This window comes from Pelagibius sp. (assembly GCF_965249265.1).
Lineage (GTDB): Bacteria > Pseudomonadota > Alphaproteobacteria > Kiloniellales > Kiloniellaceae > Pelagibius.
This window is the reverse complement of the sequence record NZ_OZ252224.1, coordinates 2,078,756-2,094,714: the sequence shown is the minus strand read 5'-3', so window position 1 is coordinate 2,094,714 and position 15,959 is coordinate 2,078,756. Positions and strand designations below refer to the sequence as shown.

Below are 15,959 nucleotides of genomic sequence, written 5' to 3'. Positions count from 1 at the left end.
ATCCCGTGCAGCTTCTTGAGCTGCGTTAAGCGGCGCGGTGCACCACCTCGAAACGTTCAAACAATAGTTCGCTTGTCCCCTCATCGAAAGACAGGCCCGTCACTGCCGCCCGCCGGGCGAAGTAGTCGCGGTGCCCATCCAGCCACCAGGCAAGGCTTCGGTCTCCCTCGCCTTCATCCCAGGCAAAAGCCTCATCGGCGGAGAGCAGCGGCCCGCGCCGCGTCTCGGTCACACGGATCGTGCAGCGCGGCTGCCCGGCACCATCCAGGACGATGGAAAGGTCACCGACTTCAGGCAGCGTGTCGCCGTCAAACTCAGCTTCCGCGATCCAGCCGACCGTCGCTCTTTTGGGACCGGAGACGACGAGTTCGGCCAGTTCGTTGGCCAACTCCGGCGTATCGCCGAAATGGAAGGCTTCGACCGGGGTGTCCGGTGCCAGACCCAGGTCTTGCTTCACTTGCTCTCTGTAGGCCGCAACCTCCGCTGCTTCACTCATCGTCAAGTCTCCACAAAAACGCGGCTGGCGGCAAATCGGTTTGAAAGACTGGAATTGGATACTGGAAATCGGATGTTGGTCGGGGCGAGAGGATTCGAACCTCCGACATCCTGCTCCCAAAGCAGGCACTCTACCAGGCTGAGCTACGCCCCGATCGCGGGAAACCTATGGGCTCCCGGCGGTTTCAGCAAGTGCCGAAGAGACCAAAACCCGAAAACACCCGGCCGGCCGAGTGTCGGCAAGCGCGGTGAAACGCTCCCTTGGCGCGGTATCGCGACCGAAACACAGGCGCCTCCCCCGCAGATTGAGTAAAGCCCGCCCACTCAGCCTTACGTCGGTCTTTCTGCGCTCGAAAGGGCAATCGGTGGCAAAAAAGGACGAAAAGGCTGGCAAAAAGGGTCTGTTGGCGCAGCTAAACCTTCCTTTAACCCAACTTTCGGGATATTAGGAGTTCGACTGTGGGAGAGTCGCCTCTATTCGACCGCCGGGGGGTGGAGCGAAAGGCAGGGGGCAATGAAGTACCTAAGACGTGGCTACCAGCAAGCCACGCCTTTTGTTTTGGGCATCGGCCAGCGCAGGGTCGGTGACGGTTTTCAACGCTTTGGTTTGATTTCCAGCACCATCCTTTGCACAACGGTGCTGGCGACCGGCTTGATGATTTTCCCGCAAGGCGTCCTGGCCCAGGATTGGGTCCCCGAACTTCAGGAAGTTTCCGGAGAAACACGCGGCCGCAGCGATCCCATCATCATCGCTCTGCCCGGCGACCTGGACAGCAGCGTTCTGTCGCGCCTGGCGGTGGAACTGGACGACATAGACGTAACCGCCTTTGCGGTTACCGAGCCCGGCCGGATCACCATCAACCCGCCCGAGGCGCTATCGACCGGCGAGCATGTCGTCCGCCTGATCGAACGCGGCGAAGACGGCAGCATCCTGGAACGCGGCGCCTGGTTTCTGGAGATCCGGCATTCCGAATTGATCCGCGATCTCTCCGCAACCGCCGACCTGGCCGGTGAAGTCAACGGGCGGGTGCTGGACGGCGGCATCGACACCCCGCCCCAGCACGTGACGGCGGAAAGCGGCGGCAACTTCGAAGGGGCTGCCGGCGACGAGAACTGGCGCGTCTCCCTGCAAGGCAATTATCTCTACAACTCGCAACTCGAACTGGGGCTGGATAACCGCAACTTCGACTTCGGTGAGTACCGTCTCGACGGCGACTTCGAGAATGAAGACTTCTTTGCCGGCCTGACCGCCGGCAATCACGATACCGGTATCGACAGCCTGATCATGTCCGGTTTCAACCGGCGCGGCGTTTCGCTTCGGGCCGGAACCGCAGACGACCGCATCAGCGCCACCGCCTTCATGCTGCGCACGGAGTCTCTCGTCGGCACCCGCCATGTCCTTGGCATCAGCCACGACGAGGACCGTATCGAGGGCGCCTCTGTCTCGGTGAGACCCATCGAGGCCTTGCAGGACAACATCGTCCTCACCGGTACCTACTATAACGGTGAGGGCAGCGACGGTGGCTTCGGCATCGGCACCGAAGAGGTGATCAACGAGGGCGACGGCTGGTCGGTGGCAGCCGATACCCTGTGGTTCGACGAGAGTCTGCGTATCCGCGGCGAGCTCGCCGAAGCAACCTTCGACTTCGACGGCAAGGACGAGGGCTTCGCAGCGGAGACGGCCAATGCCTATTCGGTGCTGGCATCGCTCGAGCCCTTTCGCGGGGCGACGCTGGGCGACAGCATCGTCAACTGGACCTTCGGCGTGCAGCGGGACCAGGTCGATACCTTCTTTCAAAGTCTCGCCAACCCGTCGCTGCAGGCGGATCGGGAAACGACGACCTTCTTCACCGACTTCTTCTGGGACGAGTTCGCCGCCCAGCTGCGGGTCGACCACCAACTCAACAATGTTGACGACCTCGACTTTCTGCCCACCGACCGGACCATAAACGTCTATTTCAACGGCAACTACACCCCCTTCGTGGAGCCGCTGGAAGACGGCAGCCTGCCGTGGTATGGCCAGCCGTTCTTCGGTCTGACGGTTTCGGTGAACGACATCGAGCGGGTCGAAACCTCCAGCGATTTCCCCGAGGACGATGCCGACAACCAAAGCCGCTCCGTGACCCTGAGCACCGGTTCAAGTTATGAGACCTGGAGCTGGAACCTCTCGCACACGCTCTACACCTTTGAGGATCAAACCGCCTTCAGCAGCGATAGTATCAACAATAACACAGGGTTAAGTGGCTACTTCCTGATCCAGGACTGGCTGACCCTGTCGCCCAGCGTGCAGTACGATGTCTTTGAAGACAAAGACCTCGGCAAAACCAACCGGACCATCAATCTGGGTATTTCCAGCGATATCACAGTGATCCCAGAGGTTCTGACCGCCTCTTTGTCCTATAACATGAACGTTCGCACAGGTGACGGCGACACACCGGACAGCAGCAGCTTCGGCGGTGAAGTCGTCTGGACCCTGCGGGACCCGGAGCCCAACAAGCTGGGGATCGCCTTGGCGTTTAACGGCTTTATTCAGGAAACCCGGAATGACGACTTCGAAAGCCTGGAGGACGATGTTCAGTACCAGGCCTTTACCACGCTCCGGCTCTCCCTGCCGGTGAGTTACTGATGGGCGGTATCATGCAGAAAGTCTTTTTCCGTGCATTTACACCTCTGCTTGCGGCGGCAGTGGTGTTGCTTGGAGCAGCGGCTGCATTTGCCAACGTTACCGCCGTTACCGTTACGCCAAGCAGAGCCGCTATATCGACGACAGGTCCATCGACAGTCACATTGGTTTGGACGGTGACCCGCGTTCCGCTGACCGGCGGACTGGTCGGCACCGTCAGCTCACCGACAGCCCAGCTTACCGTCGGAGGGCTGTCAGTGGGAACCGCCGGCAGCCCCCTTTCACGAACCCTGCCGGGTATTCCGGCGCTTGGTGAGACCGCGATTTTCACTGAAACCCTTGTCATCCCTCAGGGAGCAGCATTCCGCGCCGTGAAGTCCGGGGCCCCGATCATCGTGACGCGAACGTTTTCGGACAACACTGCTGCCGGTACCGCCAGTGCCGGGGCTGCGCTGTTTCCCTCGGGACCGGGCTCAGAACCGTTTTCAGTCAGTCGCCTTTCGCTCACCTTCGATGATCGCTCGCGGGTGAAGGTCTTATCGAAGGGCAGCCGCCTGCGGGCGCTCGCCGAGATCAACACCACCGGCGTCGGCCTGATCATCGCGCAGTGGGAATACGCGCCCGCCGTCACGACCGCCGGTACGCCGATTTTCCGGCCGCTCTCACTGGTGCGCCGAAGCGTCGCCGGCGGCAGGCGGGTCGTCATCACCAGCCCACCACTGCCCACCCGCTTCGAGGGAAACAACATCGTCCGTTTGCGCATCACCGACCCCGCAACGCGTTTTGACGAGCCGGAGTTGCAGTATTACGTGACGCCGGAAAGCCCGCTGCCCGATCAGCAGCCGCCACGTCTGTTGTTGACCACCAGCCCGAGCGCCGGCACGCCGCTGACGCAGACCACGCGCTTTGCCTGGCAGGCGGTCCCCGGTGCCCAGGCCTATAAACTGGAAATCCATCCCGGCGATCCCGGTCCGGCCGCGCCGGCCGACCAGGACCTTGTGGTCGCCGAACTGCCCCTCGACCCGGCGCCGGATGCCCCAGCCACGGCAGTCGAGCCATTGACCGGCATCGTCCTGCCTGCTGCGGTCACCGAGACCCGGCTGAAAGCCTTTTCCCTGCAGCATCTGCCGCCGAACCGCCGGTATCGTTGGATGGTTAAAGCGCTCGGCAAGGAAGGTGCTGTTCTGGGAGTGAGCGAAATGAAAGAAATATTCAAGCCATAGAAAGACTTGCCACGCGCCGTTGAACCCAAACTGGGCTGACTCCGACCCATCGGGAGCAACCGGTTCCTGGTTATCAGGCCCGGATCGATCAACAGGAATCCAAGGCAAGGAACAGAATCATGGGCGCCCAAGCAACCCGCCTCACACTCGCAACCACCGCCCTTATGGCGGCCCTGGCGTTGCCCTTCGCAACGGCTCAGGCCTCGGTCGGCAGCGTTACGCCATCGCCGGTCAAGGCGCAGGTCGCGGCCACGGGCGCCGGTTCTGTCGCCGTCACCTGGCGCGTCAACCGCAGCCTGGTCAGTCTGCCCGTCCCGGGTGTCATCGCCTCGGCGAATGCCCAGCTCTTCATCAATGGCGCTGCGGCAGGAACGATTTCACGCCGCCTCGAGCAAAGCTCGGCAGGCGAAACGAGCGCTGAAATCCTGGAATTCAGGGAAACCTTGAGAATTCCCCGCTCCGTGATCTACCGCGCCATCAAACAGGAAAGCCCCATCATCGTGCGGCGGGTCTTCGACGACATCGCGGATTCAGGCAGCGAAGACGGCGAATTGATCGTCGTACCGGCAGGTCCAGGCTCTGAAGGGTTCACGGTCCAACGCCTCTCGCTGAGCTTTGGCGATGACGTGCGCACCCGCGTCCTGCCCCGCAACAGCAGTCTGCGGGCGGTTGCCGAAATCAACACCACAGGCGCCGGCCTGTTGTCCGGCAAGTGGCAGATCGCCGAAGGTTTCACCACGGCCGGCACACCGGTCTTTCGCACGCTCTACGAAGTTCGTCAGGGCGTCGGCGGTGGCGGCCGGACGATCATCACCAGTCCCCGTCTGCCGACCAGCGTCGAAGGATCGAACCTGGTGCGCTTCCTTGTCACGAGCCCCGAACTGCGCGTCGAGGACCAGACGCTGCAGTACTATGTGACGCCGCGCAGCCTTGCCGCCGGCCAGCAGCCGCTGCAGGAGATCCTCGTTTCCGGCCCGCGTCCCGGCGCTTCGCTGACCGACGAAACGGTGTTTGCCTGGTCGGCAATGGCCGCTGCCAAGACCTATCACCTCGAGATCTTCGCCACCCCTGCCGGTCCGCGTAAACCCGCCGACCCCAATGCCGTGCAGGCAAACCTGCCGCTCGACCCCGGTCCAGAGACCGATGCCGTCAAAGGACAGGCTGCCCTGGCCGGCAGCTTCGTGCCGGGCGACAGAACCCAAACAAGCCTTGCGGACTTCTCCGTCGACCACCTGCCCGCAGGCAGGAGCTACTTCTGGAAGGTCAGCGCGATTGATGCTAATGGCGCTGTCATCGGGTCCAGTTCCGTAAGGGAGATCTTTAAACCCTAGGCGTCCCTGGGCCCGGGTCGCCATTTTAGTGTGGGAGCTATTTTTGGCACAGGAAGATCAAGAGTTGCTGAGCCGCATGGCAAATGGCGACCAAAGTGCCCTGGACGAATTCTACCGCCAGTATGAAGGACGCGTTTACCGATTTATTCGGTCTAAATTGAACGATTCCTTTGATGCCGCCGACGTACTCAATGAGGTTATGTTCGAAGTCTGGCGCAGTGCCGGGCGGTTTGAAGGTAGATCAGCGGTGAGTACTTGGGTATTGGGTATCGCTCACCATAAGGCAATCGACCGGATCCGTCGGCGCAAACCAGGCGAGAGTGTGGAACTGGACCCGGAGCTCGCAGAGGACGAGACTCCCAACCCGGCGGAGACACTCTCGGCAGCCCAGAATGCAGAGCAGGTTCGAACCTGTGTCGACCAGCTCTCTGAAGCGCATCGCAGTGTGGTTCATCTGGCGTTCTTCGAAGACCTCCCCTACGGCGAAATAGCCTCTATCGTGGGCTGCCCGGAGGGAACGGTGAAGACAAGAATGTTTCACGCGAAAAAGGCGCTTATGAAGTGTCTTGCGGGGCTCAAAGAGATGGGACTGTTGTGATGGTTGAAAACGGCAAAAAAGACGAGGACCTGGACCTGCTCCTCCCCTGGTACGTCAACGGCAGCCTGAGCGCCGAGGAGACGAAAGCCATCGAGGCCTACCTGGAAGATAATCCCCATGCGCGTGACGAGGTCGAGCTGCTCTCGGCGCTGCGCGGACAGGTGAAAGAAGAGGCCATCGAAAACAGCCCGGGCGAACTTGGCCTCAAGCGGTTGAGGCGCGAGATCTCCCTCAGCGAGAAGCAGGATGCGGCCCCGGCGGAAAGCGGCACAGTGGTGACCATCGCTTCGTGGTGGCGCCCCCTGGCGGTTGCCGCCTGTCTTGCGGTCGTCATTCAGGCCGGGTTCATGGTGGACCTGACGAAAGATGCGGGCGACGAGGTCGGTACGGCCGGCGGCGAGATCGCTTACGCCCCCCCTGTGCTGCAGGTCACTTTCGCCCCGACGGCGACCGAACAGGACATTCGCGAAGTGCTGCAGTCCGCCGGTACCTCCATCGCCAGCGGACCGACCGCAATCGGCGTCTACGGCCTGCGTCTGCTGGGCGCCGACACGAGCGACGCTCAGATAGACGCCGCCCTGACCAAGTTGCAGGCGCGCGGCGATGTGGTGACTTTCGCAGAGAGGAACTAAGCCGTGTTCCGGCCGCTGCAGATTGCGGGCCTTGTCGCAGCCTCTCTTTGCCTGGCGGCTGTGGCCTCGGCGCAAACCTCTACCAGTGCTCCGCAAAACCCGCCGCGCATCCTGGGTGTCGGTGTCATGGGTTGTGTGGAACCCGGGGACCGCATTTCCGTGAAGGGCAGCAACTTCGGCCGCGCCGGCGGCAAATCGCTCATCCTGAAAGACTCCTACGCCCGCGTCGAACTGCCGATCACCCGATGGACGGACCGCAGCATTCTCGCCACCGTACCGCGCGCCAGCAATCTCGTGCCCGGCAACTGGTATCAGCTGGGCATCGAAGAGAAGAGAAGCGGCAAGTGGACTTCGGCTCAACGCCGCCCCTTGCAGATCTGCGCAGACGAAAGGCCGCAGGTCGATGCCTCCGGCAACCCGATTAATCCGGATCGCGGCCAGCCGGCGGGACCGGACCGCAGGCCGTCGTCGGAGCCGCCGCGCAGGGTTCCCCCCAGGAACACACCGGGAAGCACGCCGCCGGAGCGTCCGAGCGTCGCCACGCCGGGGACCCCGCCACAAACACCGCCGGCCGGATTGCCCGCCCCGCCCCCCGCAAGCGGCGATGCACTGCCCGACCAGGAAGACGACGAGATCCTGGCGATCACCGGTTCTCTTAACGAAGCCACCGCACTGGCACAGCAACTGACGGGCCAGGGCTATGCCATCCGCTCGCTGCAGGAACTGCCGGTGCTCGGCTTTTCTTTGATGCGCCTGGGGCTGCCAAGCGGCCAGGACGTGCCCTCCGCCCTCGGCACCCTGCGCCAGGCGTTTCCGGCAACGCTCTTCGATGCCAATACGCTCTATGGGCCCCAGGCCTCGGCAAAACCGCAGCGCCATCTGCAAGCCGCGGCAGAGCCGCGGCGTTACGCCAAGGCTCTGATCGGTTGGCCGGAGCTCTCATCGGACTGCCGGCTCGAAGTCGATGTCGGTCTGATCGACACGGCGGTGGATCGCAGTCACCCGGCGCTGCGCGATCGTAACCTGATGTCGCGCAACTTCCTGACCTCGGGGCTGAAACCAGCACCGCCGGACCACGGTACCGCCGTCGCCTCCCTGATTGTCGGCGACCCCGCCTCCAGCGCCAAAGGGTTGATCCCCTCCGCCCGCCTTTACGCGGCGGCGATTTTTGGTTTGCGCGAGAACAATCGCGTGGTCGGCACCACCGACGCCATAGCCCGCGCCGTCGACTGGCTGGGCCAGGAAGGCGTGCGTATCGTCAATCTCAGCCTTTCGGGCTCCGGCAACCAGGTGATGCGCCTCACCGTGGAGCGCGCCCGGGATAGTGGGATGATCCTGGTCGCCGCCGCCGGCAATGAAGGGCCAAACGCGGCGCCGGTTTTCCCGGCGGGCTACGAATCCGTGCTGGCCGTCACCGCCGTTGATGCCGCCCTTCAGCCCTATAGCCTGGCCAACCGCGGCGACTACATCGATCTCGCTGCGCCGGGCGTAGACGTCTGGTCGGCACGCAGTGGAAAGGGCGGACGCTACAGCAGCGGCACTTCCTTCGCCGCCCCCTTCGTAGCGGCGTCGGCTGCGGTGGTGCTGGCGTTGGAACCCGACATTGCTCCGCAGGCCCTGCAAAGCCGCCTGGCGGAACAGGCGCGCGATCTGGGCACACCCGGGCGCGACAGCACTTTCGGCTGGGGGTTGCTGCAGCCGGCCGCCGGTTGTTAAGTCCTATTCCGTAACGCAGTCGAGCATCGGGCCGAGCTGCCGGATACGCTTACGGATCGTGGCGGCGCGGCTGGTCACATGGTTGCCGGGTTTTCCGGCACTCCAGTTCAACGGATTCGGCAGCACCGCGGCAAGCTGGGAGGCCTGACGCAGGCTGAGCTTGTCAGCGCTGACGCCGAAGTGGGCCTGCGCGGCCGCCTCGGCGCCATAGACCCCCGGCCCCCACTCCGCAATGTTGAGATAGACCTCCATGATCCGCTGCTTCGGCCAGAGCAGTTCAAGAGTGGCCGTGAGCGGTACTTCCAACACCTTGCGGACCACGCTTCGCTTGGGCCAGAGAAAGAGATTCTTGGCCGTCTGCATGGAGATCGTGCTGCCCCCGCCTGCCCGCTTACCGTCCGCATAGGATCTGACGGCCACCTCCAGGGACCCCCAGTCGAAACCCCTGTGTTCGCAAAACAGGTTGTCCTCGGCGGCAACCGCGGCGCGGCGCAGGTTGGGACTGATTTCGGGCCAGCGAACCCAGTCCTTTTCCAGCCCTTTTCCCTCCATGACCCGGATCACCATCAGCGGCGTGATCGGCGGCGGCAGGAAACGGTAGGCCAGAGTCAAAACCAGCGGCAGGCAGACGATGATGGCAAGCCCCCACAGCAGCCAGCGCCGCGCCCTTTGGATCAGCCGCCGGGTCACCGGTCTTTGCCCGGCCTTTTTCTTGCTGCGTACCATTCAGTCGGCATGCGAAGAGGTTGGTAGCGGACCGGCGCCCCAGTTGCGCTGCCACTTTAGCAAAGCCTTACGGGCCGTTGACGGCGCCGTGCGGTCGTACAAAGCCAGGATCTCTGCAACGCGGTTCGGATCGTTGTCTGCATCGCCGCCGCGCAGGTGATCGGTCAGCAGAAAGATGGCACCGAACAGCAGCTTGTCGACCTCGACGGCGCGGCAAACGATGGCAAGGTCTTCCCCGCGACCGCCGTAAACGATGCGCTGCAACTGGGGACTGCGCAAATCGGTTAACTCGCTGAACAGCAATTCGAAGAGCGGCAAGTTGCCTTTGCGCAACGCCTTGACGATGGGGTGACCGGCTGCCGACTTCTCGTCGCCGAGGACCGCAGCGTTATCGGCGCTTGCGACCTCACGCACGTCCGCCGCCGAGATCTCCGTGTGGGCGATGCCGTTGACCGTTTCTTGCTGGGTTGCTGCCGCGTCGTTGCGGCAGGCCGTCTCGGATTCAACATCCGCCGTTTCGTCCAAGGGTCGCGTTTCTTCAAGAGGCGGCACATCGATCACGTCAGGAGGAGGATTGTTCAGGGCGCTGCGTCCCGGCGGCGGCGGGAGGCGCGCTGGCGCTGGCGCGATGCGCGCCGGGTCCGACGGCGGCTGGTAAACGGCAACCGGACGCTCCCGGCGCCGGGCCCAGAGCAGCAGCGTCAGCACGAACATCACGGCGATCGCCGCCATCATGTAGAGCTGCCGCTCTTCAATCCGCGAAACGGCCGGAACGATTGTAGACTCCGATGCCGTTTCCAACCTGCTGCGTGCCTCGGCCAATTGTTCCTGCAGGGCGCCGGCTTCTCCGTCGCGGGCGTTCAAGGCCGCACCCAGTTCGTCGACCTGGGCCTGGAGGGCCGCAACCTGCTCCTGCGCTTCGTCCAGTTCACCGACTTGGGACTTGAGGGCTTCGACCTGCCGCTCGGCCTCATTCAACACGCGGACACGCTCTTGAAGTGCGCTGACCTCCCGCTCCACCGGCTCAAGCGCGTTGATCCTTGCATTCGCCAACGCCAGTTCCCGCTCTGCGGCATTGAGAGCCCGGTCACGCTTGGCAAGTTCCAGCGCCGGGTCGGGTTGGCGCATCGCCGTTTTCAGACGCTCGGCGAAAGCCCGGAACTCCGCCGTGCCGGAGGCGCCATATCCGGCCGCGCCAAACTCCGGCCTCAGCAACAGTGCCTGGACCGGAAAACTGGCCGCAACGTCGTTCTGCAGGGCCTGACGTGCCGCCCGGGTCTCGACCCTCCGGACAAGGCTGGAAAGGCTCGGCCCGGTTTCGTCAAGATAGGGCAGAGCCTCGGCCGGCTGCGGGTCCGGCAGGCCGGCGGGCCGCTGCCCCGCCCGGGGACTGAGGATCGAGGTCTGGCGGGCCTCGACAATCTCCTCCGCCGCCCGTTCGACCGTGCCGTCGGGAAGGGTCCTCTGCAACCGCGTCAGCCGCAGGGTCGGATCGAGCATCAGCCAGCCCCGGGTAACGGCAAATCCGTCGACGAGCGCCACGTAGTTCGACCAATCGTCGCGCAGGGTCTCGGCCGGCCCGGCACCAAAACGCGTGGCAAAGTCGCGCCGCAGACCGCGCACCTCCGTAAAGGCGCGCATCTGCCGCCGCGCCCAGTCATGGCGCAGCCCGGGGTCGCCCTCGGCGATGCGGCGCATCGAAAGACTGAGATAGCGGTCTTTCAGAAAGAAGTAGCGCGCCAGTTCAGCCCGGCTCGCGCCCTCTTCGGTAATCGGACCCAGGGTGCCGGCGCGCCGCACATGCTCGTCGAACCAAGGCCAATTCCGGGCATCGTTGACCTGAGAAAGCGCCTGAATCAGAACCGGCAAGAGGACATCGCTGTTCTGTGCCTCGGGACGGCCCTGCCGGCGCTGCGCGCGCACCAGGCTCGGCAGCCAGCGCCCGTCCAGCCGATCATCGATCTCGATGTCACCCCCTTGGGAAATCCGAAGCGATCCCTCCGGCAGGTCGACGATACCCAGACGGCCGCTGCCGAGCAGATCGGTCAACTGGCCCGCCATGGCGGCATAGGAGGACTGGAGGTCAGTCCACCGCGACGCGGCGAAGCCGTTGCTGTCGCGCCCGGCGATCTCGCCGTAAAATGCCGCGAGTTGCCGGAGTTCGTCTATCGCCCCTCGCAGATCATCGGCGCTCAGAATGCCGGAACCGGCGCCATCCTGGGTGGCAGCGTTTTGGGCGGCGGCGTTTTGGGCGGTGAGGCCGGCAGGCGCGGCAAAGATCAACAGGCAGACCAAGGCAAAGCCCCGCAGCAAGCGAATGCTTCGCGCGGACGTTGCGTCAACGGCCCTTAGATTGCAGTCTGTCTGCGCCGACCCCATTGCACCTTGCTAAGCCATCCTCTGACGGCGATTTGTCGCTCATTGCTGTGTTCAACCCGGTCGGCGCCGGTACTCCCGACGGGGCGGGCCGCCACGTTCGTGGCAAATTAGAGTATTTCCGGCGCATCCGGTAGTACCGGGGTGGCGGGAATGCGGATTAGCCCTCGCCCACCTGCCGCGGCGCGTTGCCCAGGAAGGCGCGCAGTGCCGCCGGCTCACCGGCGCTCAGCACAGCCTGTGTTTCCCCCTGGGCAACGACACGCCCCTCATAAAGAAAAGCGGTCCGCGCCGCTATGTGCTGGGCATCCTGCGGATTGTGGCTGACGATAACGACAGTCAGGCCGCGCTCCCGGCGCAATTGGTCCACCAAATCCAGCATGCCCCCACGCAGCCCCGGGTCGAGCGCCGAGAAAGGTTCGTCGAGCAGCAGCAGGGGTTTTTGCCGCACCAGACTGCGGGCCAGGGCGACCCTCTGACGCTGCCCGCCGGAGAGCTGTGCCGGCAGACGCCCGCCCATGCCGGCCAGTTCGACGCGATGCAGCGCCTCCTCCACGGCCGCACGCTCGGCCGGCCCCAGATGCAGACCGGGATCGAGGCCCAACCCGACGTTCTCGGTCACCGTCAGATGGGCGAAAAGATTGTGTTCCTGAAACAGGCTGGTGACCGGGCGCTCGGCCGGGCTGAGGTTTGTCACGTCGCGGCCCTCGATTTCCACCCGCCCGCTGCTGGGCGTCTCGAAGCCGGCGATCAGGCTCAGCAAGGTCGACTTCCCGGCGCCGCTGGGCCCCAGCAAAGCCAGGCACTCGCCTCTGGCGACCTTGAGATCGAAGACCATGGTCATGTCTTCGTAGTGGAAAGTCAGGCCCGCGACCTCAAGCATGGCGTACCCGCCTGCGGAAACGCATCCGCCCCAGGCCGTATTCGATGGAAAGGAAAAGCAGCAGGCAGAGCAACGAAAGAACCGCTGCGATCACCGCCGCTTCAGCCATGCGAAAACCGCCCATCGCCTGATAGAGCAACAGCGGCAAGGTGGCAAAATCCTGGCTGCCGAAGAGCGCGATGACCCCGAGGTCTCCCAGCGACAGGGTCGCCGCCACCGCCAGCGCCAGGGCGATGGGGCGGCGCAGACTCGGCCATTCGATCAGCCGCAGACGGTTCCAGCCGGCAAGGCCAAGACTCTGGCAAAGACGGTCGTGCTTCTGCGCCTCGGCCATCATCGGCCCGCCGAGAAAGCGCACCACAAAGGGCAGCGCCATCAGCGCATTCACGAGGATCACCAGCGGCATGGCGAGCGCAAAGACATCGGTGACGTGCCGCAGCATGACGAAGAGCCCGGTGGCCAATACGAAGGGCGGCACAACAAGGATCAGCGAGGCCGAGAGCTCCAGCCGATTGGCCGCCGCCGGGCGCAACAGGCGGTGACGCAGGCTGCGGCTGCTGATCAGCAAGGCAGCCCCCAATAGCAAAGCCAGGACCGCCGAGGCCATGGCGATGGTCAGCGACTGGCCGAGCGCACGCCAGAGGGCCGGATCAGTGAGTACGCTTGCCGCCTTGGCATTGAAGCCCGCCAGAACCACCGCAGCCAGCGGCAGGAGCACGAAGACCATGGCGCCGCCGATCATCGCGCTGTCCGCCAGCCGACCCGGCCAGCCGGCGCGGTCCGGCCGTGGATAAGCGCGCCCTTCGGTCAGCGAGAGGTTACCGGGCAGCGAGAGGTGCAACACCGCCAGAACAATGCCGCCGCAGCAGACAAGCTGCACCAACGCCAGGGTCACCGCGCGCCCGAGGTCGAAGTCGAAGCGCAGGGCCTGATAGACCGCGACCTCGAGGGTCGTCGCCTTGGGACCGCCGCCCAGAGTCAGCACCACGGCGAAGGAGGTAAAGCAAAGCATGAAGACGAGACCGGCCACACCGGGCAGAACCGTGCGCATGGCAGGCCACTCGATCAATCGGAAGAGATCCCGCGACCGCAGACCGTATTGGCTGGCGACGCGCCAGCTTTCCGGCGGCACCGTATCCAGGGCCTGGAGCAGTATCCGGGCGACAAAGGGCATGTTGAGAAAGCAGTGGCCGATCAGGATGCCACCCAAGCCGTAGAGGTAATGAACGCCGGAAAAGCCAAAGGCTTCCAGGGCCTCGTTGACCCAGCCCCGGCGGCCATGCACGGCGACGATGCCGAAGATGGCGACGATGACCGGCACCACCAAGGAGAGGCTGAAAATGCGGAGCAGCAAACCACGGCCCGGAAAGCGGCGCCTTGACAGGGCCCTGGCGAGGGGGATTGCAAAGGCCACCGACAACAGGGTGGAAAGCGCCGCCTGCCAGAGTGTGAACCAGACCACGCGCCAGAGATAGGGCTGTCCCAGGTTGTCGGCCAGCGCCAGTCCGCCGGCGGTCAGCCCCAGGGCCAGCAGCGCTCCGCCGACGAGGAGCCCAACAACGCTGAGCGAGAGACTCGCTGGAAGCCACCAGGGCATGGTCGCGATCAGCCGGTGTCGGCCGCTACCGACTGACGGCCTGTAGCCATTCCTCTATCCAGGCCTTGCGGTTTTCAGCCACTTCCTGCGAAGGGATCAGCAGGGGGCGCGACGGGTAGTCCAGCTTGCCGTATTCGCGCGGCAGGCCCTCAGGCAGATTGATCACCGGATACATCCATTGCCCGGTCGGAATTGCCGATTGAAAGGCCGGGCTGACCATGAAGGCGAGAAACTGCCGGGCCAGTTCCGGCTCCGGCGCCGACTTCGGGATGCCGGCGATCTCGACCTGCATGTAGTGGCCTTCCTCGAAAGCAGCGGCCTGATAGCGTGCGGAGTCCTCGGCAATCATGTGATAGGCCGGCGAGGTGGTGTAGCTCAGCACCAGCGGCGCCTCACCCTCCAGGAACAGGCCGTAGGCCTCGCTCCAGCCCTTGGTGGTGGTCACCGTTTTGCGCGCCAGCTTGGCCCAGGCCTCGGGCGCCTTGTCGCCATAAACGGCGCGGACCCAGAGCATCAGGCCAAGCCCGGGCGTCGAGGTGCGCGGGTCCTGCACGATGATCTTCAGATCGTCCGGCGCCTCCACCAGTTCCTTCAGGCTCTGCGGAGGTGCGGTCAGGCTCTCGGTATCGTAGACGAAGGAAAAATAGCCGTAATCGAAGGGCAGAAAAGTCTCATCGTGCCAGGCGACCGGCAGCACAAAACCCTCCGCCGCCAAGCCGTGCTCGGCGAAAAGTCCGGTCTCTTTGGCCTCGGCCATCAGGTTGAGATCGAGCCCCAGGACGACATCGGCCTTGCTCGACGCCCCTTCCAGGCGCAGTCGGCTGAGCACGCCCACCGAAGAGTCGACGGCCACGAAATCCAGTAGGCAATTGCAGTCGGCTTCGAAAGCTTCCTTGATTTGGGGGCCAGGACCCCAGTCGGAGGTGAAGGAGTCGTAGGTGTAGACGGTCAGGCGCTTCTTTGCCTCGGCCGCCTCAAGAACGTCGGGGGCGCCGGAAAGGCCGGCCGTTATGACGGCGGCAAGGCCGAGGGCCGCCAGGAAACTGGGAATTCGCATAACATCGCTCCATAGCGCTATGGGGCGGCTGGCTTTGAGGTGGGTCTTTTCCGAAGAGGCCTTCCGCTCAAATCCCTCCGCCGGCATTACCCGGGTCAGGTTCATCGGGTTGACCGGGCGGCAGCACCGCCCCGATCTCTCAGCCCAGAGTCATCAGACCACTGTGGTCAGACCGCTTGGGCACCCCGTTGAGACAGCGCCAGACTAGGCCCCGCCCCCGGCCTTGGCAAGGCCCCGGAAAGGACGGAGAAGAGCCGGAGGAAGGGCCAAGGTCCCGCGGGCACACTTCGATATCAGGCGAATCTTGGAGCAGACGATCCGTGCTTTATGGCAGCGACAAGCAACCCGGAGCACCGTGCCATGATCACCTGTTTCATCCGCTACGAAATCGACCCCTTCAAGAAGGAGCTCTTCGAGATCTACGCGCGCAATTGGGGCCAAGCGATACCGCGCTGCGGCGCTGACCTCATCGGCTACTACGCGCCGCACGAGGGTTCGGCGACCACCGCCTACGGTCTCTACAACGTTGCCAGCCTGGCGGACTACGAAGCCTACCGCGCCCGTCTGGCCGCCGACCCCTTGGGGCGAGAAAACTATCGCTTTGCCCGAGAGGAACGCTTTATCCGCCACGAGGACCGGATGTTTCTGCGCATCGCCTCCGCTCCCCATGCGGATTCCGTCTAGCCGAGCGGTAAGGATCTT

At 64.0% G+C, this 15,959-nt stretch carries 13 protein-coding genes, 1 tRNA gene and 1 riboswitch; of the genes, 7 read left to right on the top strand and 7 right to left on the bottom strand.

The genetic code is table 11. From position 1 onward, the window contains the following. Positions 1-25 precede the first annotated feature (25 nt). Both ACP146_RS09990 and ACP146_RS09985 read right to left on the bottom strand, forming a co-directional pair. Positions 26-496, bottom strand: coding sequence for an ASCH domain-containing protein (locus tag ACP146_RS09990; protein WP_422366609.1), 471 nt, complete (start codon positions 494-496; stop codon positions 26-28). A 76-nt stretch (positions 497-572) separates the two neighbouring features. Then, a tRNA-Pro gene (locus ACP146_RS09985) sits at positions 573-649 on the bottom strand. Positions 650-1,009: 360 nt separating this feature from the next. Here ACP146_RS09985 and ACP146_RS09980 point away from each other — a divergent pair. The 6 genes from ACP146_RS09980 (at position 1,010) to ACP146_RS09955 (ending at position 8,618) form a co-directional block, all read left to right on the top strand. Then, entirely contained in the window at positions 1,010-3,121 is a 2,112-nt protein-coding gene (locus tag ACP146_RS09980; protein WP_422366608.1) for a hypothetical protein, read from the top strand. Positions 3,122-3,294: 173 nt separating this feature from the next. Next, complete coding sequence (locus ACP146_RS09975) at positions 3,295-4,341, top strand: hypothetical protein (protein ID WP_422366607.1); 1,047 nt, start codon at positions 3,295-3,297, stop codon at positions 4,339-4,341. Positions 4,342-4,460: 119 nt separating this feature from the next. After that, positions 4,461-5,672 (top strand): hypothetical protein, encoded by a 1,212-nt coding sequence (locus ACP146_RS09970; protein WP_422366606.1) that lies wholly within the window; start codon positions 4,461-4,463, stop codon positions 5,670-5,672. Between the two features lie 43 nt (positions 5,673-5,715). Continuing rightward, positions 5,716-6,270, top strand: coding sequence for an RNA polymerase sigma factor (locus ACP146_RS09965; RefSeq protein ID WP_422366605.1), 555 nt, complete (start codon positions 5,716-5,718; stop codon positions 6,268-6,270). After that, positions 6,270-6,902, top strand: a complete 633-nt coding sequence (locus tag ACP146_RS09960) for a hypothetical protein (RefSeq protein WP_422366604.1) — start codon at positions 6,270-6,272, stop codon at positions 6,900-6,902. The genes ACP146_RS09965 and ACP146_RS09960 overlap by 1 nt, the downstream gene beginning before the upstream one ends. Before the next feature lie 3 nt (positions 6,903-6,905). Continuing rightward, on the top strand, positions 6,906-8,618 hold the full coding sequence (locus ACP146_RS09955) for a S8 family serine peptidase (RefSeq protein ID WP_422366603.1): 1,713 nt from the start codon (positions 6,906-6,908) through the stop codon (positions 8,616-8,618). 3 nt (positions 8,619-8,621) lie between these two features. Here ACP146_RS09955 and mtgA read toward each other — a convergent pair whose 3' ends face one another. The 5 genes from mtgA to thiB all read right to left on the bottom strand — a co-directional run bounded on the left by mtgA (position 8,622) and on the right by thiB (position 15,257). Beyond that, positions 8,622-9,344 (bottom strand): monofunctional biosynthetic peptidoglycan transglycosylase, encoded by a 723-nt coding sequence (gene mtgA, locus ACP146_RS09950; RefSeq protein ID WP_422366602.1) that lies wholly within the window; start codon positions 9,342-9,344, stop codon positions 8,622-8,624. After that, on the bottom strand, positions 9,345-11,657 hold the full coding sequence (locus ACP146_RS09945; protein WP_422366601.1) for a DUF2336 domain-containing protein: 2,313 nt from the start codon (positions 11,655-11,657) through the stop codon (positions 9,345-9,347). 223 nt (positions 11,658-11,880) lie between these two features. Continuing rightward, positions 11,881-12,603 carry a thiamine ABC transporter ATP-binding protein gene (thiQ, locus tag ACP146_RS09940; protein WP_422366600.1) on the bottom strand — a complete coding sequence of 241 codons (723 nt, stop codon included), beginning with the start codon at positions 12,601-12,603 and terminating at the stop codon, positions 11,881-11,883. Then, positions 12,596-14,200, bottom strand: a complete 1,605-nt coding sequence (gene thiP / locus ACP146_RS09935) for a thiamine/thiamine pyrophosphate ABC transporter permease (protein WP_422366599.1) — start codon at positions 14,198-14,200, stop codon at positions 12,596-12,598. Before thiP ends, thiQ begins: the two co-directional genes overlap by 8 nt. Before the next feature lie 25 nt (positions 14,201-14,225). Next, complete coding sequence (thiB, locus tag ACP146_RS09930; RefSeq protein WP_422366598.1) at positions 14,226-15,257, bottom strand: thiamine ABC transporter substrate binding subunit; 1,032 nt, start codon at positions 15,255-15,257, stop codon at positions 14,226-14,228. Positions 15,258-15,311: 54 nt separating this feature from the next. After that, a riboswitch (TPP riboswitch) is annotated at positions 15,312-15,455 on the bottom strand. Between the two features lie 129 nt (positions 15,456-15,584). Between thiB and ACP146_RS09925 the strand changes: the two genes are divergently transcribed. Further along, complete coding sequence (locus tag ACP146_RS09925) at positions 15,585-15,941, top strand: NIPSNAP family protein (RefSeq protein WP_422366597.1); 357 nt, start codon at positions 15,585-15,587, stop codon at positions 15,939-15,941. Positions 15,942-15,959: the final 18 nt, after the last annotated feature.

Coding starts and splice junctions, on each gene's coding strand:
- ACP146_RS09990 (WP_422366609.1), bottom strand. CDS start 496: ATGAGTGAAGCAGCGGAGGTTGCGGCCTACAGAGAGCAAGTGAAGCAA.
- ACP146_RS09980 (WP_422366608.1), top strand. CDS start 1,010: ATGAAGTACCTAAGACGTGGCTACCAGCAAGCCACGCCTTTTGTTTTG.
- ACP146_RS09970 (WP_422366606.1), top strand. CDS start 4,461: ATGGGCGCCCAAGCAACCCGCCTCACACTCGCAACCACCGCCCTTATG.
- ACP146_RS09960 (WP_422366604.1), top strand. CDS start 6,270: ATGGTTGAAAACGGCAAAAAAGACGAGGACCTGGACCTGCTCCTCCCC.
- mtgA (WP_422366602.1), bottom strand. CDS start 9,344: ATGGTACGCAGCAAGAAAAAGGCCGGGCAAAGACCGGTGACCCGGCGG.
- thiQ (WP_422366600.1), bottom strand. CDS start 12,603: ATGCTTGAGGTCGCGGGCCTGACTTTCCACTACGAAGACATGACCATG.
- thiP (WP_422366599.1), bottom strand. CDS start 14,200: ATGCCCTGGTGGCTTCCAGCGAGTCTCTCGCTCAGCGTTGTTGGGCTC.
- thiB (WP_422366598.1), bottom strand. CDS start 15,257: ATGCGAATTCCCAGTTTCCTGGCGGCCCTCGGCCTTGCCGCCGTCATA.
- ACP146_RS09925 (WP_422366597.1), top strand. CDS start 15,585: ATGGCAGCGACAAGCAACCCGGAGCACCGTGCCATGATCACCTGTTTC.